This window comes from Arthrobacter sp. 01T428, from assembly GCF_056398685.1.
Window position 1 is genome coordinate 215386 of sequence record NZ_JBFTPW010000003.1, and the last position, 26315, is coordinate 241700.

The 26315-nt window shown below is 62.7% G+C and carries 18 protein-coding genes and 1 pseudogene; 14 read left to right on the forward strand and 5 right to left on the reverse strand.

Features of this window, described 5'->3' with window-relative positions:
- Positions 1-5: 5 nt before the first annotated feature.
- Positions 6-299: a putative quinol monooxygenase gene (locus tag AC1DJB_RS06380; RefSeq protein WP_241708018.1), complete on the forward strand. Its 294-nt coding sequence runs from the start codon at positions 6-8 to the stop codon at positions 297-299.
- A gap of 419 nt (positions 300-718) precedes the next feature.
- On the opposite strand, the gene AC1DJB_RS06385 is transcribed toward AC1DJB_RS06380, so the two are convergent.
- Positions 719-3325 carry a GH32 C-terminal domain-containing protein gene (locus AC1DJB_RS06385; RefSeq protein WP_476910032.1) on the reverse strand — a complete coding sequence of 869 codons (2607 nt, stop codon included), beginning with the start codon at positions 3323-3325 and terminating at the stop codon, positions 719-721.
- A 376-nt stretch (positions 3326-3701) separates the two neighbouring features.
- Here AC1DJB_RS06385 and AC1DJB_RS06390 point away from each other — a divergent pair, with 376 nt between their 5' ends.
- The 9 genes and pseudogenes from AC1DJB_RS06390 (at position 3702) to AC1DJB_RS06430 (ending at position 13863) form a co-directional block, all read left to right on the forward strand.
- Positions 3702-4772, forward strand: coding sequence for a LacI family DNA-binding transcriptional regulator (locus AC1DJB_RS06390; protein ID WP_241708017.1), 1071 nt, complete (start codon positions 3702-3704; stop codon positions 4770-4772).
- A 78-nt stretch (positions 4773-4850) separates the two neighbouring features.
- A complete protein-coding gene (locus AC1DJB_RS06395) occupies positions 4851-6527 on the forward strand; it encodes an ABC transporter substrate-binding protein (protein ID WP_284762649.1) in 1677 nt (558 codons plus the stop codon).
- Between the two features lie 127 nt (positions 6528-6654).
- A complete protein-coding gene (locus AC1DJB_RS06400; RefSeq protein ID WP_241708015.1) occupies positions 6655-7632 on the forward strand; it encodes an ABC transporter permease in 978 nt (325 codons plus the stop codon).
- A 10-nt stretch (positions 7633-7642) separates the two neighbouring features.
- Entirely contained in the window at positions 7643-8569 is a 927-nt protein-coding gene (locus tag AC1DJB_RS06405; protein ID WP_284762648.1) for an ABC transporter permease, read from the forward strand.
- Positions 8566-9528: an ABC transporter ATP-binding protein gene (locus tag AC1DJB_RS06410; RefSeq protein ID WP_241708013.1), complete on the forward strand. Its 963-nt coding sequence runs from the start codon at positions 8566-8568 to the stop codon at positions 9526-9528. The genes AC1DJB_RS06405 and AC1DJB_RS06410 overlap by 4 nt, the downstream gene beginning before the upstream one ends.
- Positions 9525-10595 (forward strand): ATP-binding cassette domain-containing protein, encoded by a 1071-nt coding sequence (locus tag AC1DJB_RS06415; protein ID WP_241708012.1) that lies wholly within the window; start codon positions 9525-9527, stop codon positions 10593-10595. The genes AC1DJB_RS06410 and AC1DJB_RS06415 overlap by 4 nt, the downstream gene beginning before the upstream one ends.
- A pseudogene (locus AC1DJB_RS06420) lies at positions 10592-11218 on the forward strand (glycoside hydrolase family 32 protein); the annotation flags it as partial. The gene AC1DJB_RS06415 and the pseudogene AC1DJB_RS06420, both read left to right, overlap by 4 nt.
- 152 nt (positions 11219-11370) lie before the next feature.
- Positions 11371-12147, forward strand: a complete 777-nt coding sequence (locus AC1DJB_RS06425; protein ID WP_476910063.1) for a glycoside hydrolase family 32 protein — start codon at positions 11371-11373, stop codon at positions 12145-12147.
- A gap of 222 nt (positions 12148-12369) precedes the next feature.
- Positions 12370-13863: a glycoside hydrolase family 32 protein gene (locus AC1DJB_RS06430; RefSeq protein WP_284762646.1), complete on the forward strand. Its 1494-nt coding sequence runs from the start codon at positions 12370-12372 to the stop codon at positions 13861-13863.
- 512 nt (positions 13864-14375) lie between these two features.
- Here the strand turns inward: AC1DJB_RS06430 and AC1DJB_RS06435 are convergent.
- Both AC1DJB_RS06435 and AC1DJB_RS06440 read right to left on the reverse strand, forming a co-directional pair.
- On the reverse strand, positions 14376-15632 hold the full coding sequence (locus AC1DJB_RS06435) for an IS110 family RNA-guided transposase (protein WP_476910064.1): 1257 nt from the start codon (positions 15630-15632) through the stop codon (positions 14376-14378).
- A gap of 456 nt (positions 15633-16088) precedes the next feature.
- On the reverse strand, positions 16089-17075 hold the full coding sequence (locus AC1DJB_RS06440; protein WP_284762645.1) for a response regulator transcription factor: 987 nt from the start codon (positions 17073-17075) through the stop codon (positions 16089-16091).
- A 358-nt stretch (positions 17076-17433) separates the two neighbouring features.
- Here AC1DJB_RS06440 and AC1DJB_RS06445 point away from each other — a divergent pair, with 358 nt between their 5' ends.
- The 4 genes from AC1DJB_RS06445 to AC1DJB_RS06460 all read left to right on the forward strand — a co-directional run bounded on the left by AC1DJB_RS06445 (position 17434) and on the right by AC1DJB_RS06460 (position 23272).
- Positions 17434-18597 carry a N,N-dimethylformamidase beta subunit family domain-containing protein gene (locus AC1DJB_RS06445; protein WP_476910033.1) on the forward strand — a complete coding sequence of 388 codons (1164 nt, stop codon included), beginning with the start codon at positions 17434-17436 and terminating at the stop codon, positions 18595-18597.
- 123 nt (positions 18598-18720) lie between these two features.
- Entirely contained in the window at positions 18721-20127 is a 1407-nt protein-coding gene (locus AC1DJB_RS06450; protein ID WP_284762643.1) for an APC family permease, read from the forward strand.
- A 437-nt stretch (positions 20128-20564) separates the two neighbouring features.
- Positions 20565-20912 (forward strand): N,N-dimethylformamidase alpha subunit family protein, encoded by a 348-nt coding sequence (locus tag AC1DJB_RS06455; RefSeq protein ID WP_241708006.1) that lies wholly within the window; start codon positions 20565-20567, stop codon positions 20910-20912.
- Positions 20913-20917: 5 nt separating this feature from the next.
- Complete coding sequence (locus tag AC1DJB_RS06460; protein WP_284762642.1) at positions 20918-23272, forward strand: N,N-dimethylformamidase beta subunit family domain-containing protein; 2355 nt, start codon at positions 20918-20920, stop codon at positions 23270-23272.
- Positions 23273-23703: 431 nt separating this feature from the next.
- On the opposite strand, the gene dctA is transcribed toward AC1DJB_RS06460, so the two are convergent.
- Together dctA and AC1DJB_RS06470 are read right to left on the reverse strand one after the other, a co-directional pair.
- Positions 23704-25014: a C4-dicarboxylate transporter DctA gene (gene dctA, locus AC1DJB_RS06465; protein WP_284762641.1), complete on the reverse strand. Its 1311-nt coding sequence runs from the start codon at positions 25012-25014 to the stop codon at positions 23704-23706.
- Positions 25015-25071: 57 nt separating this feature from the next.
- Positions 25072-26211 (reverse strand): PrpF domain-containing protein, encoded by a 1140-nt coding sequence (locus AC1DJB_RS06470; RefSeq protein WP_284762640.1) that lies wholly within the window; start codon positions 26209-26211, stop codon positions 25072-25074.
- Positions 26212-26315 lie beyond the last annotated feature (104 nt).

Consider the following 26315-nt stretch of genomic DNA (forward strand, 5'->3'; position numbering starts at 1 on the left):
CGGACATGACCAAAACACTGTACGCGGAATTCACCGTCAGACAGGGCAGCGAAGCGAGGGTGGCCGAAATGATGGCCGAGCTCACCGCTCACGTCCGCCGGGAACCCGGGAACGTCATGTTCCTGCCCTACACCCGCGAAACCAACCCGCGGGAATACTTCGTGTTCGAGGTCTACCGCGACCAAGCGGCATTCGAGGAACACATCGGAGCGGAATACGGCCGGAAATTCAACGCCGAACTCGCCGAGCACATCGAAGAAGACGGCTCCGTCCTGACCTGGCTCCACCCACTGATTTAGGGCCCGCCAAGGCAGAAAAGTGCGCAGGGCTGAAAAGCGCCTGCACCCCAGCGGTCGTTGCTGCTCCCGGACTACTTCGGGAGCAGCAAAGCATACTCAAGAGTGGATGATGCGCCTGGAAATCTGGCACCACCGGGCAGACGACCCCCTCCGTCATGGAAGCGATGGGCACTGGCTGGAAGTGCCATTCGTCGTGTCCCATCCTCCTCAGGAGGACTCGTGGACGCCTGTTTCCTGATGCGGCGCCGCTCCGGCGCATTTTCGTAGCCCGCTCCGGTTGCAGGATGAGGTCTGCTGGCTGCTCTCCTGACCCGGCATGATTGCCCCGGTACGTGCATGATGCAAGGGCCGCTGGGTGCGGCGCCCGCAACGGTGAAGTTGCGGGCGCCGCGGTCTGATCAATGCGATGGGGCTTCCGGTTATTGCCAGGCCGACTTCATCTGCTTGACGTCCAGAGAAGTAAGAACAGCGTTTCCTCCGTTGGCGAAAGCTTCGATGCCTTGGCTGGATGGGTCCGGGAAGATCTGGTCTGTCAGGACGATTTTCCCGTCGTCGGCGAAGACTTCGACCGAGGACCAGTCAACCAGGATCCGGAGTTTGACTGTTCCTCCGCTTGTCGTGAGCGGCGCGGTCTGACCTCCGGGGAAGCTGGGGTTGAATCCCACGGCGCCGGACTTGGTCCGGTCGATGTAGACCTGTCCGGATTTGTTGTCATAGCCGATGAGTGTTTCCTGGCCGGACCCGGTGCGGACTTTCAGTCCGTAGGAGCTTGCAGTACCGGCAGTGAAGGACGCCGAGATGTCGAGCGCCTTCCCTGTGGCCGGCAGGACGATGCTTCCGGCAGGGACGGACATGTTCTCCTTGTGGACGGACGGCCCCGTAGTGAGCTGGTTGAGCTGCTTGACCGGTGTCTGCATCAGGCGGGGTGCGCCGTCGACGGTTTGGAGGGACAGCTCCCGCGGGACGGTCATGGCGCTGCGCCATGGTGAGGTGGGAATGGATCCTCCATAGTCCCAGTTGTTCATCCAGCCGATCATGATCCGCTTGCCGCCAGGGGCGTCATTGAAGGTGACACCGGCGTAGTTGTCCTTGCCGTAGTCGACCCAGTGAGCGCGTTGGACTGCGGATTGTGCCGCTGTGTCTGAGAGGGTGAAGTCGTCGGCCAGGATGTGTCCCCAGCCGCCGGTGTTGTGGTCGACGACCTGGATCTGCGCCTGCTTGCCGATCAGGTCGCTCAGGTCCCACGACGCCCAGTCCAGGTTCTCGCTGTTTGCGCCCGTGGCGGAGCGCACCACCTTGCCGTCGACGACGAGATTAACGGAGGTCTGCGTGTCCCAGGACTTGGCCGGGGCGTTGGCGAAGACGATGTCGCCCACCATGAGGTGGCCCCATCCGCCGGTGGACCCGTCGTTCTGGTCCACGACCTGGATCTGCGCCTGCTGGCCTTGGTACTTGCTCACGTCCCAGTTCGTCCACGTCAGGTCAGGGCTGTTGGGGCCGGTGGTGGTCGCGACGACCTGTCCGCCGATGATCAGGTTGACCGCGGTCGCGTTCGCCTGGCCCCAGGGGTGGTTCCCGCCAGCGACTTGCAGGTCGATGTACGGGCTGTTGACCGTGAAGGTCGGCGAGGTGATGGTGCCCGTGCCGGGATCTCCGGCGGGCGCATAGGTGTCCAGCACCTTGGGGCCGAGCTGGTTGGGCAGGCTCTCTGTCGAGGGCCCGGAGCTGGCGAAGGAACCGGTGGCGGTCCAGCCGGCACCGTAGGTGGTCCCGGAGAAGTCGTTGAACACCTGACCGGCCGGCAGGGTGCCGAACGGGACGGTGTCGGCGGCGTAGGGGTGGTTGCCGCCGCCGACGAGGAAATTCAGGTGGGATTTGTTGACGGTGAAGGTCTGGGAACTGAGTGTGCCGGTGGGGCCGTCACCGCCGTTGAAGCTGTTAGCGAAGCCGGTTCCTTCAAAGCCTGTAACGCTGGACTGGCCCGGCAGGCTTCCTGTTGCCGGGGCAGTGCCGAAGGCGGTCCCGGTGGTTTGCCAGCCATCGTAAGTACCGTTATCGAAGTTTCCCAGAGATGTCCCGGCCGGGGGGACGTAGGGTTTGTCATCCGAGGTGAACTTGGTGCCGTCGAAGCTTCCGGTGAAATATTGGACGCCCGAACCTCCTGCGATCCCGCCCGGGTTGAGGTTGACCGTCAGTACCCACTTCTGTTTGCCGGGGTTGGCGGGATCCGGCAGGGGGAACAGGTCAGGACATTCCCAGGCACCGCCCGTGGCACCTGCAGGACCGAAATCACTCAGATGCTTCCACGTTTTCAGGTCAGGAGAACTGTAGAAAGACACCTTGTGCTGGTCGGACAACGCGGCCGACATCAGCCACTCGTGTCCGGCCTCGTACCAGAAGACTTTCGGGTCCCTGAAGTTGTTTGACCCGATGTCCAGCACTGGGTTCCCGGAATATTTGGTGAAGGTCCGGCCTTTGTCCGTGCTGTAGGCGAGTGCTTGGGACTGCTTCCCGGTAGCCTTGTCGGCGGCGGTGTAGATTGCCACCATGGCGGGGTTGCCCGGCCGGCCAAAGCCCGTCGTGTTGTCTTTATCGATGACAGCACTGCCCGAGAAGATCATGTTTTTGTCGTCCTGCGGAATGGCGAGCGGAAGCTGCGTCCAGTGCACCAGGTCCGTGCTGACGGCGTGGCCCCAGGACATATTGCCCCAGGTGTCCCCCGAGGGGTTGTACTGGAAGAACATGTGGTATTCGCCTTGGTAGTAGACCAGGCCGTTCGGGTCGTTCATCCAGTTCGTTGCCGGGCTGAAGTGGAACTGGGGCCGGTATGTCTCGGAGTAGGGCGAGGAAGTTCCGACCGCGCCGGAAGCCGTCGAGGCCGCCCCGGAGGTGTCCGCGGCCAGAGCCGGGCCGGACAGCGGAAGGGCGCTGCCAGCGGCCATGGCGGCGGCGAGGATCAGGGCGTTGAGACGTTTTTTTGATATTGGTCCGGGTGTCAGACCGGGACCGGAATGTGTGCGGCGCACGTATTCACCTTTCGTGTCGACAGTGACAGGCAGGTAATGCCGGTTGTCGCTCGGCTGGTTGTGTGGGGCCTTGATCGACTCAAATGCTGCACTTGCGTCAGATCCACCGAACGAAGACAACGTTGTCAAAAAGGGAACCTACGGCTTGTCCACCGGACAAGTCAACAGTCAAATCCTCCGACGCCCGGCCTGGCTCAAGTGGTCGTGAACCAACTGTCCGCATGCCGGTGGAAGCCGTTGACAGCCACGAGGTAACGCGTGTAACCTCAATCACACCGTTGAAGGTAACCCGCGTTACTTGCCAACGATTGCGATACGACCTCAGACCGAACCCTTGGTACTGCGCGCAGGATCAACGAAGACACCGGAGCATTCAATGGCGAAAACCACCACCCACCAGAAAGCCGCCGCTGTGCGGCAGCGGGGTGTCACCATGAGTGATGTCGCCCGGCACGCCGGTGTCTCCCGGACGGCGGTCTCGTTCGTGCTGAGCAACCGAGAAAACGCCAGCATTTCTGAGGAAACACGCATCCGCATCAACGACGCCGTTCAGGCATTGGGTTACCGCCCGAATGCCGGAGCGCGCGCACTGGCTTCCCAGCGCAGTGATTGGTACGGACTCGTCACCGAGATCGTGACGGCCCCGTTTGCGGTGGACATCATCAAGGGCGCCCAGGATCAAGCCTGGCTTGACCACCGGTTCCTGCTCATCGCGCCTTCCGACCAGGCCGATGCCGTGGGACCCAACCAAGGGCTGGAAGATGCAGCAACGGAAAAGCTGCTGGAACAACGAGTAGAAGGACTTTTGTACGCGGCAACATACCACCGCGGCGTGCACGTTCCGGAAAGCGCCCACGAGGTTCCCACCGTCCTGATCAATTGTTTCGACGCGGACGGGAAGCTGCCCTCGATCGTCCCGGACGAGCGCGCGGGCGGCAGGGTTGCCGTCGATCGTTTGCTCCGGGCCGGCCACAGCAGGATCGGAGTCATCAATCTGGACCCGCACATTCCCGCGGCCATCGGGCGTTTGGAGGGTGCACGAGAAGCACTCGCGGGCGCCGGGCTGGAACTGGATCCGGAGCTGGTGGTGTCCGGGCATGCGACGGCGGATGGAGGCTATGAGGCGGCGTGCCAAATCCTGGATCGTTACCCCCAGCAGGACAGGCCGACCGCACTGTTCTGCCTCAATGACCGCATGGCGATGGGCGCTTATGACGCCATCAAGGAACGGGGACTGACCATCCCCGGCGACATCGCCGTGATCGGCTTCGACAACCAGGAACTGATTGCGGCCTACCTCAGGCCAAAGTTGACCACGGTTGCGTTGCCGTTCGAAAAAATGGGCGCTCTGGGAGTCCAGACGCTCGCAGCTCTCACAGCAGGACAGCCGATCACTGCCGACCAGCAATTGGTCGACTGTCCGCTGCTAGAACGCTCTTCGGTCTGACCGTGAAATCAATGTCGAAGAGCAAACCCTTACCCACCACTTCACCTTGCTGATGAAGATAGGAAAGAGATACCCATCATGACACAACCCCGATTCTTGAGGTCTGCCCGCATTGCAGCGGCCGGACTGGCTGTGGGTGCAATGCTGCTGACTGGCTGCGCTGCCACCGTCAACAAGTCCGCCGGCACCGACGCCGGAGCCAACGCGAACGCCTTCCTGACCATCCCGCGTGAGGACATGAGCACCTTCGACCGTAACTTCAACCCCTTCGCCCCCACTGTGAACCCCATGGTCCAGCAGGCCATCTACGAACCCCTGATGGTCTTCAACCCGGCCAAAGGAAACACGGTCCCCTGGCTGGGCGCCTCCTGGGACGCTGCCAAGGACGGCAAATCCGTCACCTTCACCCTGCGTGAGGGCGTGAAGTGGTCCGACGGGCAGCCTTTCGTCGCCGATGACGTGGCCTACACCTTCCAGCTGCAGAAGAAGCTCAAGGGCGGCTTCGAGTACCTGGATTCCGTCACTCCGGTGGGCACCGACAAGGTGACATTCACCTTCAACAAGCCCTGGTCCCCCGCGCTCTATGAGATCGGGCAGCTCCCCATCCTCCCCAAGCACATCTGGTCATCCATCGCCGATCCCGCGAAGGACACCAACGCCAACCCCGTAGGAACCGGCCCCTACACCCAGGTGGACAGCTTCCAGTCCCAGTCCTTCGTGCTGAAGAAGAACCCGAACTACTGGCAGCCTGACAAGCAGAAGATCGCCGGCATCAAAATGCTGGCAATGTCCGGAAACGATGCCGCCAACCTGGCCAGCGTCAACGGCGATGTGGACTGGTCCACCCAGTTCATCCCGAACATCGAGAAGACCTTCATCGCCAAGGACAAGGACCATCGCCACTTCTGGTTCCCGCCCACGGGCGCCATGATCAACTGGCAGTTGAACACCAGCAAAGCGCCGTTCAACGACGCGACAGTGCGCAAGGCCCTGAGCATGGCAGTTGACCGTGACCAGGTCACCAAGATCGGCATGAGCGGATACGCCACCCCGGCCGACTGCACAGGCCTCTCCGGCAACTACGCGAGCTGGAAGAACGCCGATGTGGCGAACAACTGCACCTGGACCAAGCTGAACGTCGACGAAGCGAACAAGATGCTCGACGCAGCCGGTTACCCCAAGGGCGCGGACGGCAAACGCACCCTCAAGGACGGCAAGCCCTTCGAGTTCAAGATCTCCGTGGGCGCCAGCTCCTCCGACTGGCTCTCAGTGGCCAACGTGATCGCCCAGAACCTCCAGGCCATCGGCGTGACCGCCAAGGTGGACTCCCCTGACTGGGCCTCCGTCGTCTCCAGCTACGAGCAGGGAACGTTCGACACCGGCATCGTCTGGAGCGCGAACGACCCCAGCCCGTTCAAGTACTTCAGCTCCACCATGGGCACCTCCACCGTCAAGCCGGTGGGCGCCAAGGCCACCGAGAACTACCACCGTTTCGGCGATCCGAAGGCCGATGATCTCCTGCAGCAGTTCGCTGCTGCCGGCGACGAAGCCGCACAGAAGCAGATCGCGAGCCAGCTTCAGGCGGAATACAACGCGGTGGCCCCCACGGTTCCACTGTTCTCCGGCCCCGAATGGGGCGACTACACGGACGTTCACTTCACGGGATGGCCCACTCAAGACAACCCCTACGCAACGCTCTCTGACCGCTCCCCCACCACGGTCCTGGTCCTGACCACTCTGGAACCACGCAAGTAGCCGGCACCAGTTCCCGGCCGGTGGCTGCAGTTGCCACATTCCGGTTCCCACCGGCCGGGAACCTTCTCATCTTTCCCGCCCGGGACCACTGTCGTCCCGGACCCCGCCTTTCCCGAACGGAGCAACCGTGCGCTTCATCCTGCGCCGCCTGGGTTTCTACCTGATCGCCTTCTGGGCCTCCATCACCCTGAACTTCCTGCTCCCGCGCTTCATGCCGGGAGACCCCGTCTCACGCATGTTCGCCCGTACCCAGGGCAAGATGCAGCCCGAACAGATCGAAGCCCTGCGCAAGATGCTCGGCGTGGATACGCGGCCGCTCTGGGAACAGTACGTCGACTACATGCACAACATACTGACCGGCCAGATGGGTGTCTCCATCTCGCGTTTCCCCACCCCGGTCACCGAGGTCATCGCCAGCCAGATCGGCTGGACCCTTTTGCTGGGCGGAACCGCCCTGGTGTTCGCCGCCATCATAGGCAATCTCCTCGGCATCCTGGCCGCCTGGCGACGCGGCGGCGCGATCGACTCCGCCCTGCCACCGCTCCTGATCTTCATTGGATCCTTCCCGTACTTCTGGCTGGCCATGGGAGCCCTGTACCTGTTCGGCGTAGTGCTGGGCTGGTTCCCGATCCGCCACGCCTTCACGGATGGACTGGAGCCCGCCTTCACCTGGGAGTTCATCGGCGACGTCGGTGCGCACCTTGTGCTCCCGGCGCTGACGATCGTCCTGGTGTCCATCGGCGGCTGGATGCTGGGCATGCGGAACACCATGATCGCCACGAACGCCGAGGACTACATCACCATGGCCGAGGCCAAGGGTCTCCGGCCGGGCCGCATCATGCTCCGCTACGCCGCCCGCAACGCGATGCTCCCGTCGGTCACGAGCTTCGGCATGAGCCTGGGCTTCGTGGTGGGTGGTGCAATGCTCACCGAGGTGGTGTTCGCGTATCCGGGCGTCGGCTACCAACTCCTCAACGCCGTCCAAGGCCTCGACTACCCGCTTATGCAGGGCCTGTTCCTGACCATCACCGCCGCTGTGCTGCTGGCGAACTTCCTGGTGGACATCCTCTACGTCCGCCTCGACCCGCGTGTGCGCAGCAACTGAGGGACCCATCATGACAACCGCAATTCTCAAGCAGCCCACTGAGCCCACAGCTGCCCGCAAGCCCAACCGCAGTTTCGTCCACGGACTTATCACCAACAAGAAGGCCCTGGTGGGCATGATCGTGATGCTCGTGTTCATCGCGCTCGCGTTGCTGGCCCCCGTGCTGTTCCCCGGAGACCCATCGCGGATCACCGCGATGGCCTCGCTGGAACCGTCTCCCGAGCACTGGCTCGGCACCACGGCCAAAGGTCAGGATGTGCTTGCCCTGACTGTCCATGGCTCCCGCAGTTCCCTGTTCGTCGGGTTGACTGTGGGCTTCGCATCCACCTTCATCGGCATTTTGGTGGGCCTGGCGTCGGCGTACTTCGGCAAGTTCATTGACGAAGCACTGTCCCTGGTGACCAACGTCTTCCTGCTCCTGCCCGGACTCCCGCTCCTTGTCATCCTGGCAGCTTTCCTGCCGCCGGGTTTGGGAACCGTGATCCTGGTGCTCGTGGTCACCGGCTGGGCCGGGTCGGCACGTGTATTGCGCTCCCAGGCGTTGTCCATCCGCTCAAAGGACTTCGTGGCCGCGGCCGTGGTGTCCGGCGAACGGGCGGGCCGGATCATGTTCCGGGAAATCCTCCCGAACATGGCATCGATCGTCATGGGAACCCTGCTCGGCTGCGTGATTTACGGCATCGGCGCCCAAGCAGGCCTGGAGTTCCTTGGCCTGGGCGACGTGAGCACCGTTTCCTGGGGCAACAACCTCTTTTGGGCCGGCAACGAGGGCGCCCTCCTGACCGGCAGCTGGTGGGTCTTCGTTCCCTCGGGTGTCTCCATCGCGCTGGTCGCGTTCGCACTGGCCCTCATCAACTATGCCGTGGACGAAGTCACTAATCCGCGGCTACGGAAGATCAAAACCCCAAAGAATACCGAAAGGAGCGCCGGCAAGTGACAGTCTCACAAGTTTCCTTCGGCTCCCATGAACCCGTCCTGGACGTCAAGAACCTCAGCGTCAAGTACATCGGCGACACCCGCTCCACCACCGCCGTCGACCGTGTTTCCTTCAGCATCGGCACCGGTGAAGTGTTCGGGCTGGCGGGCGAGTCCGGCTGTGGAAAGTCCACCATCGCCAACTCGATCATGCGCCTCCTGAAGGATCCCGCGAAGATCGCCGGCGGCAGCATCTCCTTCGGCGGCAAGGATGTCCTGGCCATGAGCCCGGAGGAACTGCGGGGCTTCCGCTGGCAGGACGTCGCTATGGTCTTCCAATCGGCCATGAACTCGCTCAACCCTGTGCTCACCATCGGCGAGCAGATCGTGGACATCTTCACCACACACGCCGGCTACTCCCGCAAGGAATCCCTCCGACGCGCGGGCCAGCTGCTGGAACTTGTCAGGATCGACCCCGCTCGACTCAAGTCCTACCCGCACCAGCTTTCGGGCGGCATGCGCCAGCGTGCGGTGATCGCGATGGCCGTAGCGCTCAAACCGTCGCTGCTGATCCTCGACGAACCCACCACGGCCCTGGACGTGGTGGTCCAGCAGGAAATCATGGCCCAAATCAAGGAACTCCAACGCGAACTGGGATTCTCCGTCCTCTTCATCACCCACGACATGTCCCTCATGGTGGAGCTCTCGCACCGCATGGCCGTGATGTACGGAGGCCGGATCGTGGAGACCGCGAAAGCCCAGGACGTCTACGCCAACCCCCGCCACCCCTACACTCAGGCCCTCATGGGTGCGTTCCCACCGCTCACCGGTCCGCGGGTTCCGCTGACCGGACTGCCCGACGGCGTGAAGTTCCGGAACATCCCCGACCTCACCGAAGCAGCACCCGGCCATTTCGTGGCACCTGTCAGTGCCGACGCTTCAGCGGCTGACACCGCCATCATGGAAGGAGCCGCACGATGAGCCACGCTGTGCTGTCATCCCGGCGCCCCTCCGCCGACACAGAAGCTGCGGCCCTCGAGGTCCGCGGACTAGGAAAGTCTTTCCCTCTAGGTGGTTTGTTCTCCCGGGAGTCCGTCCGGGCCCTGCACGGCGTAGACCTGGCCATTGGCCGCGGAGAAATCGTGGCCCTCGTGGGAGAGTCCGGGTCGGGTAAGAGCACCCTGGCCCGCTGCGTTGCCCGGCTGGAACGACCGAGCGCCGGGGAGATCCTGATCGACGGCGTCGACGTCCTCAAGCGCGACCGCTTCCAGGCATCGCGCGCCTTCCGCTCCCAACTGCAGATGGTCTTCCAGGATCCCTTCGGCTCGCTGAATCCTGCCCACAGGGTGGAGCATTTCCTGCGGAGGTCGCTGGCGATCCACCGGAAGGGCGGCAGCTCCGAGACAGAGACACGGCAGCGACTCGAGGAGCTTATGACTACCGTAGGCCTGCAGGCCGACATGCTGAACTCCTACCCGCACGAGCTCTCCGGCGGGCAGCGCCAGCGAGTCGCGATCGCCCGGGCCCTCGCCGTGGAACCACAGGTCATCCTCGCTGACGAACCCACCTCCATGCTGGATGTTTCGGTCCGCATCGGTGTTCTGAACCTGATGCGCAAACTCCGCGATGAGCAGGGAATCTCCATGCTCTACATCACACACGACCTCGCTTCGGCCCGATACCTCGCGGATCGGACGGCCGTCATGTTCGCCGGTGAGCTCGTTGAAGAGGGCGAGTCCTTGGACCTCCTGGCCAATGCGGCCCACCCGTACACGCAACTGCTGGTCTCAGCCGTCCCGGATCCGGCCAGGGCGGGCTCCTACGATCCCGTCCGCCGGGCCGAGCTGCGGCAGGCTGTGATGGCTTCGACCAGCTGCGCTTTCGACGGCGACCCAAACCAGGCCTGCTCGGCCGAGGAACCCGTTCGCCACGGTGTGGGAGACCCCGAAAACCGCCACTGGGTGCGCTGCCACCTCTACCGCCCGCAGGCTGGAGCCGGCGGCCACGCCCTGGCAACTGAACCTACCGATAACAAGGCCTCCGCATGACTGAATCGACGCACCCACTCGGCACCGTTCCCCAGGACGAACTGATTGCCCGCGCCGATGCGGACCCCCTTCGGCCGCGCTTCCATTTCGTGTCCCCGGCCGGTTGGCTGAACGACCCCAACGGCGTGAGCCAGTGGAACGGCACCTATCACCTCTTCTACCAGTACAACCCCGAAGGCGCCTTCCACCACCGCATCCAGTGGGGCCACGCCACCAGCACCGACCTCGTCCGCTGGACGGACCAGCCGGTGGCACTGGAACCGTCCGCAGGTCCGGACGCCGACGGCTGCTGGTCGGGGGTGTTGGTGAACGACGGCGGAACACCCACCTTGGTGTACTCGGGACGGCTGGGCGAGCAGGAGTTGCCCTGCGTTGCCGTCGGATCCGCAGACCTCCTGAGCTGGAGCAAAATTCCTCAGAACCCGGTCATCGCAGCTCCACCGGCCGGCGTGGACATCACGGCGTATCGCGATCACTGCGTCTGGCGCGAGGGTTCCATCTGGCGGCAGTTGGTGGGATCGGGCATCCGTGGGCGCGGCGGAACTGCGTTCCTGTACGAGTCCCGCGACCTGCGCTCCTGGGAATACGTCGGGCCCCTGTTCATCGGCGACGCCTCCCAGGGCGATCCTGCCGAAACCGACTGGACCGGGACCATGTGGGAATGCGTTGACCTGTTTCGGGCAGGCGGGGGCTCGTTGGGTACGGTTCCTACTTCTGGCGACGCGCCCGACGTGCTGGCTTTTCCGCATGGGACAACGGCGACACCAGACACCCGCTGTACTGGACCGGCCGCTATTCGGAAAACACCTTCGAGCCGACCGGGCTGCATCGGCTCGACTACGGAGGACGGTTCTTCTACGCGCCACAGTCCTTCCAGGATCAGTCCGGCCGACGCATCATGTTTGGCTGGCTTCAGGAAGGCCGCAGCAATGCCGCGATGATCGAGGCCGGGTGGTCGGGCGTCATGAGTTTGCCGCGCGTCACCGCCCTGGCCGACGACGGATCCCTGGTGTTCGCGCCCGTGCCTGAAATCGAGAAGCTGCGCCGGGACCACGTCGGCCTGCCGGTACAGGAATTGGTGCCCGGGGCACCTGTGCCGACCGGGGTGTCCGGCAACCAACTGGACCTCGAACTGGATTTGCAGCTCGAGCCTGGTGCCGTGCTGCGGCTGGGCTTACTGGGATCAGCTGACAATGGTGTTTCCGGCAGTTCCAAGGAGGAAACAGTGATCGAGCTGCGCCGGACCACTGAAGGCGGCAGCCAAGGCACACTCCGCCTCGACCGTACTCAGAGCAGCCTCGATCCAACCGTTGATGTCGACGACAAGGCCGGACCACTCCCGATGCCCGACGGCCGGGTGCACCTGCGCGTCCTGGTGGACCGGTCCGCCGTCGAAATTTTCGCCAACGGCAAGCCGCTCACCGCCCGCGTTTACCCGACCCTGGCCGGCGAGCACGTGAGCCTGACCGCCGAAGGTACCGTGAGGCTGCTCTCCTTCGATGCCTGGACCATGGCTGAGATCTTTGGAGGAGCTCGGAACCTCTTCCCCTAACTCAGGATCCGACCTCTCCCGCCTTTGGAGTCATCTCCAAATCGCTCAATCACGTAAGACATCCAGCTCATGGCCGGGGGCATCCCGCCGCGAAGCGGACGTACGACCTATACAGGAGCAACTGCCAACCCCAGCCGCCGAACAGCGCCCCGCGCCGTTCGCCGGCTGGATGGCCGCACCCACCCTTCCTCAGGAAGACGAAATGAAACGAGACTTTGATTCATGACTGCGGTAACCGCGCCCACACGTGAGGCTTTCCGGCCGGCGATGCATTACGCCAGCAAGGACACCTGGCTCAATGACCCCAACGGCCTCATCTACTACGAGGGTAATTACCACCTCTACTACCAGAACAACCCCTTTGGGAATGTCTGGGGAAACATGTCCTGGGGGCACGCCACCTCCACGAACCTCATCACGTGGACAGAGCAACCCGTCGCTATTGCCTGCGACGAATACGAGGACATCTTCTCCGGCAGCGTCGTTTACGACCAGCACAACACCAGCGGCTTCGGCGACGGAACTGCTGCACCCCTGGTCGCCATCTACACAAGTGCCTACAAGGAGAACTCACAGCACGCCGGGATCCAGGCCCAGTCACTCGCGTGGAGCACGGACGGCGGCTACACCTGGTCCAAGTACCACGGAAACCCGGTCCTGAACCGCAATTCCGCGAACTTCCGCGACCCGAAGGTGTTCCGCTACAACGGCCCGGCCGGTGCCTATTGGGTAATGGTCGCTGTCGAGGCACTGGATTTCACGGTCGTGATGTACCGTTCGGGTGACCTGAAGAGCTGGGACTACCTCAGCAGTTTTGGGCCGGCCAACGCTACTGGCGGAGTCTGGGAATGTCCTGACCTGTTTCCTCTGCCACTTGACGGGAACGAGGACCTGATCAGATGGGTGCTGACCGTTAACCTCAATCCCGGCGGGCCGAACGGAGGATCTGCTGGACAGTACTTCGTGGGAGACTTTGACGGCGTGACGTTCAGGTCCGAAACCACGGTCACTGAAGGCGACCAGGATCCGGCGCACATGGCCGAGTATCTTTGGCTCGACTGGGGCCGGGACTACTACGCGGCTGTGTCCTTCAGCAACGTTCCGGACGGTCGCCGGCTCATGATGGCCTGGATGAACAACTGGCAGTACGGCAACGACATTCCAACCTCCCCGTGGCGAAGCCCCATGTCGCTTGTACGCGAGGTCTCGCTCGTCACCTCTGAAGGGGCACCGCACCTCCTCCAGCAGGCCGTGATTGACCCCGCAGCGCTTACCCGCACAGTTGCCTACACAGAGCTGGACGTCGATGGCATCCGTTCCGTGGCAGGCGGGGGCTCCGTGCAACTCATCGAGGTAACGTTTGTGCCCGGTTCCGCAGAGGAATTTGGCCTCGTGATCCGCGGCAACGGCAACGAAGGTATAAGGATCGGCATCCGTCCGGGTGACGGCAGACTGCTCGTGGATCGAACAGTCTCAGGCAACACGGCGTTCCACAGCGCCTTCGCATCGATCGACACCGCTCCCCTGCGTGCCGTGGATGGAGCGTATAATCTGCGCATTTTCGTTGACCACTGCTCTGTGGAGATCTTCGCCCAAGACGGAGAAGTCACCCTCACCGAACTGGTCTTCCCAGACCCCTCCAGCACCGGCGTATCGCTGTACACCACCGGAGGAACAGCAAAGGTCACTTCGCTCAGGCTCATCACCCTCGCCTGACCATGGCTGCCCAACCGCCGGATGGTTTCAGACCCACCCAATCAACGCGGCGGGTGGACGACGGCGGCTCAGCTTGCCGGCCAGGGCACGCGCCTGAAATAGAGAGTCCCCTGGCGCGCGTGCGTTTGAACGCCGTGCCGCTGCCCTGCAGTCACTACCTCCGCCGCGCCGAACTGCTGTTCCCGGTCCTCACCGAGTGGAGGAAAAGAACTCCATCGCGATCGCCAGCAATGAGTCCTTCTCGAGTGACATGTGGACCTGCAACCTGTCCTTGGAAGGTGATTTGGCCCGGGAGGCGGCGCCTGACTTTCAGGTTTCGTGCTGCGACCGACTGCACGCCTCCCGGCCCAAGAGTGTGGGGCTATACACACCGAGGAATCTGTGGAAGCCCGCGCGGCTTTCCTGGTCCGCCTACTTGGAGATGGTGGTTGGTAGCCAGGCGGGTCTGGTTCTCTCAAAGTCAGTAATTAGTTCTTGGTCTTGCAGGGTCAGAAGTCCGATTGACGTGTCTACTAAGAAAACGAAGGTGGGCTCCCTGCAGAAAGTGGGGTGAGGATGGGCTTGAATCCGAGCGAGACCATTCTGCGTTGGAGACGTTTCCTAGCGCGTTCGGGGTTCGTTTTGTCGTAATGATCGATGCCAAGTTCGTCGTAGGCGACACCGTCGTGGAGCATGTTCCAGACGATGACGAGCAGCGTGTGTTGGATTGCGACTACCGCACGGAGGGCGCCGGCACGGGACTGAATACGACGGTATTTCACGGCGAGATAGGTCGTTTTTGATCGGGACACGGCCAGCGCCGCGATTCCCAGAGCGGCTTTCAGGTAATGGTCGCCGGGCCGGGTTTGAGTGGACTTGATCCGTCCGGCGGACTCGTTCTGGCTTGGACATACTCCGGCCCACGAAGCCAGGTGGCCTGCAGTGTCGAAGACGCTCATGTCCACGCCGGCTTCGGCGATGATGACGTTAGCGACATTCTTCGAAATTCCAGGGACTGTCGTCAGCAGCTCCCGGGCCAAGGAAAAGGGTTCCATCACAATATCGATGCGAATATCGAGGGCCGCGAGGGACGCCTCGATCTGATCAATGCGGTCCAGATGCAGCTGCACCATGAATGCGTGGTGGTCAGTAAAGCGGCCGGTGAGGGCTTCGACCAGCGCTGCGGATTTGCGGCCCATCGAGGCGTGCACCAGCGAAGCTAAGGCCTGCGGGTCACGTTCTCCGGATACAAGAGCTCCGAGGATGCTGCGCGCGGATTGGGTGCTCAGCGTGCTGACCACCGAGGACAACTTGATGCCCGAGTCCTCCAGTGCTTTCTCCAGTCGTGAGAATTCACGAGTCCGCTCATGCGTCAGGTTCGATCGTGTGCGGGTCAAATCCCGCAACTGGCGGATCGGTTCGGGTGGCACGAAACTAGCCCGCAGCAGATTATGGGCGGCGAGCTCCGCCAGCCACGTCGCGTCTGAAACATCGCTCTTCCGCCCCGGGATATTCCGAGCAGCTTTGGCATTAACCAGTAGTACGTTCAGTGTCTGCGCTAGCAGGAAGTAGAAAGGTTTCCAGTAGTCGCCGGTGGCCTCCATTACCACCACCGTCACCGCGGCTGCCTCCAGATCACGGCGTAGACGCACGATCTCATTCGTCGTCGCCCCATATGTAGAAACTGTCCTGTTAGACGTTCCTGCCCGCGTTCCCGGTATCCGAATGCAGACCTTCGCATCGCGTTTGGAAATATCCATTCCTGCGGCGCGCTCGTGCACGACTTCCATCATCTACTCCTCGGATCCGGTCCAACAACACCACCGGCTGGCGGTGCCAGGTGCCGCGGGAAGGGCGGGGAAATGATTCAGGAATCTACTAAACGGGCTCGTCAGACCCAACACTCCCGGGCTGGCGGCACCAATCCACGGTTCCCGTGGAAGCCCCCACACCATGCTCATAAACAGGCTCTGCGCACTAAGACACAGCGGCGTCGACCGCGGCACCGCCATCATCCTCCGCTACCCAAGCCAGCCACAAGGCCGTTTTCTCAAGTCCACAACGCCGCGGAGCGGCTCCCCAGCTCATAACCCCTCCGTCTCAAAACGCAAGACTTACAAGACAAAACAACTGGCACTTCAGTCCATATCTTGGAATGCAGGCCCGGACGACGAACCCTTGGCGCCCGATCCTGTTCCAAGGTCCGTGAAGGGCCTGACTGCGTTGCGCCTCCGCAACGACGGTCGCTACCTTAGGTCGAGCCGACGCAGGCCCGCACCGATGGCCACCGAGGCCACACCAGAGCGGGATTCCTGTGCCATTTTGACGAGGATGTTCTCCACGTGTGTTGTGACGGTGCGGATGGAAATACCGAGTTCGGAGGCAATCTGCTGATTTGAGCGCCCCGCCGTTATCCGATCGATGACCTCCGCTTCCCTCGTGGTCAGTCCGAACGGAAGTTCCATCGGTGTTTCAACGATCAGGGCAACGTCGCGGTGTCCTGCCCATGCCGCGGCCGTGCGGGTGATTTCCAGGGCGACCGTGCCGTTGTCCGTGGCCCACAGCCCTGAGACGGAAGCTGCGTCGCCTGCGAGGAACCGGGCGACGAATTCGCGGAAATGCGGCCGGAAGACCACGCTGCTCATGTCCCTGGAGATGACGGGGCGGGGATCGTCCTGTCCGTCGAAGAGGGCGGCTTTGCAATCTTCCCGAAGCCGGAGCGTGGGGTAACCCGCGGTTTGACGTCGGCACAGCTCAGCGACGATCGGTGAGAGAGCGCCGATGAGGTCCCGGGCGTCATCGTCGAAGTTGTGGAAATGAGCGGCCGAGAGATGGAGCATTCCCGAGTATTGGCCATCGTCGGAAATCAGGCACGTGCTCATCCCATCGGAAAAGCCTGCCGGTGCCAGCGCGGTCTGATACAGACGGGTTTCCCGGTAGTCGTACTTCAAGTCATCAATGCGCAACGGTCGATGCAGTTTCAACAGCTTCCGATGCGCCTTGGTTGCAGCGTAAGGGTCGCCCAACGCGGCCAGGGTTTCCGGCTGGTAGCCATCATTTGCCAAGACATCATGCCGGGCCTGGACTGGGTCCCAGAAGAGCAACGCCGCAGCGTCATGCCTGGTGCCATCGGCCAGGATGTGCAGGATCTGGTCAGCACCGTCAAGGTGATATTGCGCCGCACCGGCAGCAAAAGCCGCCTTGAGCAGAATCCGGGACTTTCCGCTGACCATCAAGGCCTCCAAGACAGGAGGAACGTGTCCTCCGGGTATGCGGCTTAATTATACGGCTCACGATCCGGGTCGCTCATGCCCGGGTTCCAACATCTGAACGGCCCCCGTGATTTCCATGCCTTCGTCCGCCCGGTTGCTCGGCAGTACGTATAAATACCGATACTGCAGGCGCGGCCGCATTCATAGGCTTGATTACACAAAGCGGTGAGCCTTGTATCGGTCGTGAAAGAGCACAAAGTGAAAAGCATTGAGCCAAAACCCGGTGAAGCCATCATGGCGTGCGGGCACAGTTGCCTACTCGATCAGCGAATCCGACCCGCCTCGTGCGGCGGCAAGGCCGGAACGAAGGACCTGAGCGATGGCCGCTCCTGAGCTTCACGGGCAGGCGGACCGGTTCACTGTCAGCCCGTCGGCGGGCATCTGTTTCACCATCACTTGCCGGGGCGCATCCAGTTTTGAGACGCAGCTGCTGCGTCTCAAAGGCAGCCGAGGCGAAGAAGCGAATCCGGAGCTGGGAGGAACTGCGGTGTGCAGCAGTATCAATGCACGATATGAACGCCGCCGGCATGGAATTTGCCGCCACCCCTACCTGGAAGTGCCAGGCAGCGAAAATGTCTTCAGCGGGGCTGCTGGCGTTACCTTCGGGGCTTTCATACGCTCCGACGCGCCGACGGCCGCCCGGCAAGCGGTTCTCACCGCGTGGGACACAAGCATGGGCGCGGGATTCGGAATATTCCTTCAGAAGGGAAAGCTGACGCTTTTGGCCGGCCACGGCGAGGCCAGGATGGAGCTCAGCATCCCCGAACCTCTCCAGCCGGGCATCTGGTACGAAGTGGCCGCGACCTACGACCTCGCATCAGGTCTCGGGGCCCTGTCTCAGAAACCATGCTCCGCGGGCGTGGGGTCCCGACGTATAGCGTCCCCGAGAGCCCGCAAAACCCGGACAACAACTGATCATTGCAGACTCGCGCAGCTGCCGCCCGCGCCGATCATGATCGGCGCCAGCGCCAAGCTCACTTCACACTGGACGGCTGCCGAAGAATCCTTCAGGGGAACGATTGAATCCCCCTACGCCATCGCGAACGCAACAAGTGCCTCGGATCTGCCGGGGCTGCACGCCCGGCGCTTGGACTCTCCTGCCCTACTTGCGGCATGGGATTTCTCCCAAGGGCTTTCCGACGACGGCATCCACCCCGATGAAGTGCCCGACATCACCGGTTCTTTTGACGCCCGCTGCGTGAATGCACCGCTGAGGGCGGTCCAGGGGCATCTTGGCAACGCGATCGAAAACTTCAGGACCGCGCCGGAAAGGTACGGCGCCATCCGTCTGCTGGACAGGCGGCCTGATCCCGAGAGATGGCAGTCGCAGATCACCCTCGCAGTCCCGGAATCCCTGGAAAGCGGGTTCTATGCCGTGCGGATACGCGCCGCGAATACCGAGGAATATGTCCCGTTTGTCGTCTCGCCGCCGAGACAACCGACGTTGCACAGGGCAGACGGCACGGGGGCCGCACCCGATTGAGTTCCGCCCACGAGGCCAAGTCGCATCATTGAGCACCCACCAACCGCTCATCCAACTAACCCAGATCCACTTACGGAATCCACAGCCCAAGTCTAGGATTCTTCCGAGAGGCACAGATAGCCCATGAAAAGCGAAAGTATTGCTACGTCGCCCGACGACGCCGGAGTCAACGACGTCGAAGAGCAAAAACTAGGGGCGCTCGGCTACAAGCAAGAGCTCAACCGCACCATGACCTTGACCGATGTCGTCGTTTACGGCCTCATCTTCATGGTCCCGCTGGCCCCGGTGGCCGTGTTCGGTACCATCTTCAATTTCTCCCACGGCATGGCCGCGCTGGTCTACCTCGTTGCCGGAATTGCCATGTACTTTAGCGCCGTCAGCTACAAGGAAATGGCCAAGGAGTACCCCGTTGCCGGGTCCGTATATTCGTATGTCCGCCTAGGTACCACGAAGTTCGTGGGGTTCCTGTCGGGGTGGGCCATCCTCCTGGACTACCTGCTCCTGCCGGCGCTGCTGTTGATTCTCGCAGCGTCCGCCATGGCAGCGCTCATGCCCGATGTTCCGGGCTGGATCTGGGTCATAGGTTTCCTCGTTGTGGTGGCCTTTATCAATCTCCGCGGCATCGTTGTCACGGCCCGGATGAACATGATCTTCCTGATCATCCAGGGCGCGGCGCTCATCGTTTTCGTCGGCGGGGCCCTGGTCGCGATCGCCCAAGGGCGGGCGCAGTTCAGCCTTGCCCCGTTCTACCAACCTGAATTCTTCTCCTGGGACCTCGTTTTCACGGCCATCCCGGTCGCTGCCCTGAGCTACATCGGCTTCGACGCGATTTCGACGCTCAACGAGGAAGCCAAGGGCGGCGGAAAAACCGTGTCGAAAGCAACCATGATCGTCCTGTGGCTCGTGATCGCGTTATTCGTCGCACAGGTCTATTTGGCGGCCCTGTTTGTCCCCAACAACACGCCATTCGCCGACGGCGACGCGGTGAACAACGCCTTCTACTACATCGCCGAAACCGTAGTGGCCCCCTGGTTCAAGATCGTCTTCACCCTGATCACAGCCATGATCGCACTGTTCGCCAACGTCCTGGTTTCCCACGCCACCACATCGAAGATGATCTTCGCAATGGCCCGTGACGGCCAGCTGCCCCGCCGTCTGGCCGTCGTGAGTAAAAAGCACCAGGTCCCGACAGCGGCCATGATCGTAGTGACGATCCTCACCACCATCATCGGAGTGCTGGGAGTGGGACAGATCGATGTCATCGTCACCATGGTCACCTTCGGCGCCCTCACGGCCTACATCCTGCTTCACATCAGCGTCATTATCCACTTCGGCGTACGTCAGTCCAGCAGGAAGTACTTCATCCACTGGATCTCTCCCGTGCTCGGCATTGTCGTGCTCGGATACGCGCTCTACAGCACCAACATCCTGGCCAAAATCATCGGCATCTCATGGCTGGCCATCGGCACCGTCGTCGCACTCATTCTGAAACGGTCCGGCCGCACGCTTGAAACGGAAGACGGCCTCTAAATCCCCGCCGAGACCAACCCTGCAGCCGCCTTCTGGGGAAGGATCACCGGTTCTGACTCTCAAGCCAGAACCGGTGATCCGGTACAGCTCGCGGACACCGGGTTCAGCGGGGCCAATCCACGGCTGGGTCCGTGAGAGGGTGCTTCGGCTGATCAATGTCCGTGAAACTCCACGGCCGGGCCACCACCTAAACCAACTCCGTGAGCGACCCGACCGGTACGTACAACTACCGATACCTCCACAGCCAGCCCGGTCATACCGTGGAAGTTATAGCCAACAAACGTCTGGGCACGGTCAACGCAAGCAGGCTGTCTCCCTGCCAGCCAGCCCGTCGCACGACCGGCACCACCTCAACAACGAAAGCGAGACCCTTACATGACTCCGCGGACCAGTCCAAAGCCTGGCTACTTCCACCGTGGCCGAACCGGGGCGAAGTGATGCGTACCAGCGCGGACCGCTCATCCGAGCTCATGAGCATTTTCGAGGAACGTTTCTCATCCCGGCTCCGTCGCGACTTTACAGGCGACGTAACAGCCGCCTACGACCGCTGCCCATTAGGCCCCCACGACGACAAGACAGCCCGCGTCGTGCGGGCACTCGGGAATGCCTCCGCCAACGGCAAGGAGATCATCCTGAACCTTGGCCCCAACGGGCCGTGGGGCATCGGCAGGATCACCCTCGGAGCACCAGGAAATCTCCTCCTCCTGCCGGGAACATTCCACAGTTACGAAGACGCGCTGCGCCGAGTGTTCTCGCTGCGCCGCAAGAATTTTTTGGAGAGCTAAACAAAATGACCGCAGCACCCAAACCAGAGACCCGGCCCGAACCGAAAATCTTCGGCTACACCGACCGCTTCGCTGCCCGCCCCGGAGAGAGCCTCTCCTTCCACGTCAGCTGCGAAGGAGCCTCCGCCTACCAGGCGTCGCTGGTCCGGCTACGCCACGGGTTCACCGGCGAAGCCGGACCGGGATTCCTCGAAGCACCGGTCCGTTCAGAAATCGATGGTGAAAAAAAGGGGACGAAGTACGCCTGCCAGCCAGGATCCTACGTCGAGATACCCGACCCTTCCTCACTGCTGACCAGCCCGGAGGGACTGGTCATCCGGGCCAAGGTATACCCCACCCTGCCCTTGAGCTCGCGCTCCGGGAACTTCGGCGCCTACCACGTCACCCAGAACTCGTTCGGGGGCGGAAACGACCGGCAGGTCATCTTGGGAAACTGGGCAGAGGAATCCGCTACCGGTTACGCGCTTGTCCTGGATGCCGGGCGACCCACCTTCATCTGGAGCGAACAAGGGGCCGTAAAGTCCGTTTCACTGGACAGCCCCTTGGAAGGCCATCACTGGTACACGCTCCACGTCGAAGTCGACGCGGCGGCCGGCCGCATCCGCCTCATCCAGGCTCCGCTGTCCAACATCATGAACCGGTACACCGACCAGGCGCTGCCCCTGGAGCCCGAAGAAAAAGTCGTGGCCGCCCGACCGTCCGCATCCGCAGTCGCGGACGCTCCGTTCCGCATCGGTGCCGGCGCCCGGTCGGACGGGGAACGATGGCTCGCGGCCAACGGCTTCAACGGCAAGGTCGGCGGCGTCTCGATCCAGCGCTCCACCCCGGGCACGACCGACACCATCGCTGACTGGCACTTTGGGCGCAGCCGCCGCGAGGACGGACTGCTCCTGTGGGACGTACTCGACCAATCCACAAACCAGCTCCACGGGAGATGCCACAACGCACCCACCCGCGCCGTAGCGGGCCATTCGTTCACAGGTCTCATCGACGACTTCCGGCTGGTTCCCGATGAATATGATGCGATCCACTTCCACGATGACGACATCACCGACGCCGGCTGGCCGGCCGCGTTCACCCTGAACGTTCCCTCGGACCTGCCCAGCGGAGTGTACGCAGCCAAACTCACCGCGGACGGAGCAGAGCAGTACCTTCCCTTCTTCGTCCGGGCAGGCCAAAAGAAAAACGACGTCGCCGTGCTCTTCTCTACCGCCACGTATCTGGCCTACGCCAACGACCGGATTGCCTTCGAAGCAGACGGCGCCGAAATTATCGTCAGCCGCACCCCCATTCTCGACCGCGAAGACCTCACGCTCCAGGACCATCCCGAATTCGGGCGCTCCTGCTATGAGATCCACAACGACGGGTCCGGGGTCGTCTTCGGCAGCGTCCGCAAACCCATCCTGACCCTGCAGCCCAAACACCGTGCATGGTTCCAGGCAGAAGGTGTGTGGGGGCTTCCAGCGGACTTGTGCATCGTGCACTGGCTCGAAGTCGAGAACTGCGACTTCGATGCCATCACCGATGAGGACCTCGACCGCGAAGGCTACGACCTGCTCCGCGACTACCAGGTGGTCATCACCGGCAGCCATCCCGAGTATGTGACGCGCAACGAGCTCACAGCGCTGGAGGAGTTCACATCCAACGGCGGCAGACTCATGTACCTGGGCGGCAACGGTTTCTACGCCACCATCTCCTTCGACCCCGAACAACCACATCTGATGGAACTCCGACGCTCGGACGGTGGCACGCGCCCCCACCAATCCCCGTATGGAGACAAGCGCCACGCCACTTCCGGTGAACTTGCCGGGATCTGGAGGAACAAGGGTCTGCCGCCCCAGAAGCTCGCAGGAGTAGGATTCGCCGCTCAAGGCTTTGACCGTTGCACCTACTATGAGCGGCTCGAGGACAGCCACTCACCGGCCGCCGGGTTCATCTTCCAGGGAATCGGCGAAGACGAACACATCGGCGATTTCGGCATCATGGGCGGCGGAGCCGCAGGCGCCGAGGTCGACTGCTACCAGCCCGGACTGGGTTCACCGCCCGGCACCCTCGTACTCGCCACCTCCGGGCCCCTTTCCGACGCGTACCTCCTGGCCGCAGAAGAAGTCTACGAATCCATTCCCGGCATCGGAGCCACAGAGCAACCCGGAGTCCGTTCCGACATCGTGTACTGCGCACTGGACGGCGGAGGCGGCTTCTTCTCCGTCGGCTCCATCGCCTACACCGCGGCACTGTCCCACAACAACTACGACAACAACGTCGCTAAGATCACCGGCAACGTCCTCAGGCGCTTCCGCAGGACCGAAGCGCTCCGGGAAATCCTCAGCGAAAGCTCATTCCAGCCAGCTGGGAGCTGATTCTCGATCCAAAAACCGGATCGGCGCGCCACCAGCCCGGCCACTTCTAGAAAGCACCTGCTGGACAGGAGTGCAGACGGCGGGCCATCTTCAAGATAAGCTGCTCCCCGAAAGTTGGACTGAGAATTCAGTTCTGACTTACGGGGAGCAGTTCAGTTTTGAGCCGGTCCCCGTGGGACGCGGCGGGGAGCAGCGTTCTGCTCCCCACCGCGTTGGCATCGGACCCGTGCTCCTGCACCCGACTTTCGGGTTACCTGTTGCGATGGAATATGCAGGGCCTGGTGTCCGATGCGGCTTTGTGGAGGGGACCCCTGAGTGTTGGTTCGCATTTCGCAGGCTCCCGGGGCGGCTGCTCTGAGATGTTTCGGTGCTTCTTACTCTGGCGTCAGGCCCTGTGCAGAGCGTAGGAGCCTGACTCGTGGTGGGCTCTCTCAGTGGGCCAGGGCGGGTTCGCTCAGCTGGTGCTTTTCCGCCTCGGTGGGCACGAAGCCAGCTTTGAGTTCGGATTGGAGCTTGTCGGTGTCGAGCGCGTGCTGCCACTTGGCAATGGCGACGCACGAGACGATGTTGGCCATGGTGCTGGTGAGGGCGCGGGCTTCGCTCATGAAGCGGTCGATGCCGACGATGAGGGCCACGCCGGCAACCGGAAGCGTGGGCATGACCGTCAGGGTCGCGACGAGGGCGACGAAGCCGCTGCCCGTCACGCCCGCTGCACCTTTGGAGGTCAGCAGCATCATTCCGAGCATGAGCAGGATCTGGTCCCAGCTGAGATGGATGTCGCAGGCCTGGGCAATGAACATCGAGGAGAGCGTGAGATAGACCGCGGTGCCGGTGAGGTTGAAGGAGTAGCCGGTCGGGACCACGAGGCCGACGACACCGCGGTCGCAGCCGAGGCGCTCGAGTTTGGAGAGCAGGCGCGGAAGGACGGGCTCGCTTGAGGATGTGGCGAGGACGATGAGGAACTCGTCGCGGAAGTAGCGCAGGATCCGCCAGAGGCTGAAACCGGTGAGCTTTGCGAGGATGCCGAGGGCGAGGACCACGAAGATGATGCACGCGGCGTAGAAGGCGAGGATCAACATTCCAAGATTGCCGATCGAGTGGGCTCCGTACTTGCCAACCGTGAACGCCATGGCGCCGAACGCCCCGATGGGGGCGACCTTCATGAGGTAGCCGAACACGACGAACAGCAGTTTGTTGAAGCTGTTGACCACGTTCAGGGCCAGCTGGCCCGGTGCGCCGAGCTTACTGAAGGCGAAGCCGCAAAGCAGCGCGATGACGAGCACGGGCAGGACTTCGCCGTCGGCAAAGGCTCCGATAAAGGTGGTGGGGATAATGCTCAGCAGGAAGTCGGCAGGGTTGCTGCTGGGCAGTTGGGTTGTGTACTTCGAGGCGACCGAAGTATCGAGGTGGGCCGGGTTGATGTGCATGCCTACGCCCGGCTGGAAGAGCATGACCGCACCCAAGCCGATGGCCAGTGCCACCAACGTGAGCACGTAGAACAAGCCCAGTGAACGGATCAGGGTCGGGCCGACCTTCTTGGTGTCGGTCAGGGAGGTGATACCGCTGACGATGGTGCAGAAGACGATCGGCGCGATCATGAACTTCACAAGCTTCACGAAACCGTCGCCGAGCGGCTTAAGGGAGGAACCGAGGTCGGGCCACAGCGCGCCGACGAGGATGCCGAGCGCGACGCCGATGAGTACCTGGACATAGAGGTGTCCGAGAATGGATTTGATCTTCATTGAACAACTTCCTGGGTGAATGCCGCATCAAATGATGGCTAGGGCGGATTGAAGGGGCTAGGCAGTCTGTGCCACAGGCTGAGCGACGTCGATGTCGGCGACGGCGAGTTGGCGGGCCGCCCGGTGGAGGGCGACCTCGCTGACGCAACCGTTGTCGTTGCTGACGACCTCGGTGGTGATGACACCGGCAGGCGTTCCGATGCGCAGAAGCCGGCGCCCTTGGTGAGCACTGTCTGCCGGGCGCAGCGCCTTGGCCACCACCGATCCAGGCAGGGCAGCAGCGAGGGAAACTGCCACGGCGGACGTCAGGCCGATGGCGGGGTGGGGCGCGAGCATCGAGAGCATCCGCACCCGCAGATCGTGGCTGTCCGCCGCGATCCTCGTTCCGTCGGCTGCGGTGTAGTCGCCGGGCGCTGCCACGACGCCGACCTTCGGCACAGCGTTCTGCGCAGGATCTTCAGGCTTCCTCAAGCCCATCATCAGACCCGCCGACGCGCGGGCTGCCACGAGCGTGGGCAGGTGCTCGGACAGATTGCCGGTCATCGACGACAGGTCGATGCCTGCTTCGTCAGCCGGAATCAGCACGGCCGGCGCCCCGGCGTCAACCAGGGTCGCCGTAAGAGTGGTTCCGCCGGCAGAGATTTCGTCGGTCACGGTTCCCGTCGGCAGAACCGCGCCCGTCGTCCGCCCCCACGGGGCGTGGAACGAGAGGCTGACGGGCACGCCCAGCGCGCTGCTGCCCGGAACCTTTGCCATGCCCGACGTCGGGATGCGGCCGCCCGGGGTCGCGATCGTGCCGCTCAGCACGGCTCCCGTGTTGAGGTTGCGCATGCTGACCCGCGTTGTTCCCGCCCGGGGAGGAACGACACCCGACTGCACCGCGTACAGGGCGATCGCGGTGGCGCAATTCCCGCAATTGGAACCGAGTTCCACGGTGGGATCACCGATCCCGACCTGGGCAAAGAGGTAGTCGAGGTCCGCCGGCCCCTCGGGGGTGGCGCGGATGACCGCAGCCTTCGACGTCGTTGAGGTGCCGCCGCCGACGCCGTCGAGCTGGCGGGCATCCGCTGCGCCGAAGGCATCGGCCAGCAGGTTGCGGATCTCCTCGCGGCTCCCGGCGTGAGGTGCCACGTCTTCGGCGTTGAAGAGCCAGCACTTGCTCGTGCCGCCCCGGTACCAATGACCGCGGAGTTGCATGGTCTCTTTCCTTCACGTGTCGTAGTCACGCCTCACGGCGCCTGCTCCTTCTACGATCCACGCCCCGAGAGTTGAGCACAATCACAGGATTCTCGACCACCGTT

What these genes read in the sequence shown, in the direction of transcription:
- AC1DJB_RS06380 (WP_241708018.1), top strand. Translation starts at nt 6, where the DNA reads ATGACCAAAACACTGTACGCGGAATTCACCGTCAGACAGGGCAGCGAA.
- AC1DJB_RS06390 (WP_241708017.1), top strand. Translation starts at nt 3,702, where the DNA reads ATGGCGAAAACCACCACCCACCAGAAAGCCGCCGCTGTGCGGCAGCGG.
- AC1DJB_RS06395 (WP_284762649.1), top strand. Translation starts at nt 4,851, where the DNA reads ATGACACAACCCCGATTCTTGAGGTCTGCCCGCATTGCAGCGGCCGGA.
- AC1DJB_RS06405 (WP_284762648.1), top strand. Translation starts at nt 7,643, where the DNA reads ATGACAACCGCAATTCTCAAGCAGCCCACTGAGCCCACAGCTGCCCGC.
- AC1DJB_RS06415 (WP_241708012.1), top strand. Translation starts at nt 9,525, where the DNA reads ATGAGCCACGCTGTGCTGTCATCCCGGCGCCCCTCCGCCGACACAGAA.
- AC1DJB_RS06430 (WP_284762646.1), top strand. Translation starts at nt 12,370, where the DNA reads ATGACTGCGGTAACCGCGCCCACACGTGAGGCTTTCCGGCCGGCGATG.
- AC1DJB_RS06435 (WP_476910064.1), bottom strand. Translation starts at nt 15,632, where the DNA reads ATGGAAGTCGTGCACGAGCGCGCCGCAGGAATGGATATTTCCAAACGC.
- AC1DJB_RS06440 (WP_284762645.1), bottom strand. Translation starts at nt 17,075, where the DNA reads ATGGTCAGCGGAAAGTCCCGGATTCTGCTCAAGGCGGCTTTTGCTGCC.
- AC1DJB_RS06445 (WP_476910033.1), top strand. Translation starts at nt 17,434, where the DNA reads ATGGCCGCTCCTGAGCTTCACGGGCAGGCGGACCGGTTCACTGTCAGC.
- AC1DJB_RS06450 (WP_284762643.1), top strand. Translation starts at nt 18,721, where the DNA reads ATGAAAAGCGAAAGTATTGCTACGTCGCCCGACGACGCCGGAGTCAAC.
- AC1DJB_RS06455 (WP_241708006.1), top strand. Translation starts at nt 20,565, where the DNA reads ATGCGTACCAGCGCGGACCGCTCATCCGAGCTCATGAGCATTTTCGAG.
- AC1DJB_RS06460 (WP_284762642.1), top strand. Translation starts at nt 20,918, where the DNA reads ATGACCGCAGCACCCAAACCAGAGACCCGGCCCGAACCGAAAATCTTC.
- dctA (WP_284762641.1), bottom strand. Translation starts at nt 25,014, where the DNA reads ATGAAGATCAAATCCATTCTCGGACACCTCTATGTCCAGGTACTCATC.
- AC1DJB_RS06470 (WP_284762640.1), bottom strand. Translation starts at nt 26,211, where the DNA reads ATGCAACTCCGCGGTCATTGGTACCGGGGCGGCACGAGCAAGTGCTGG.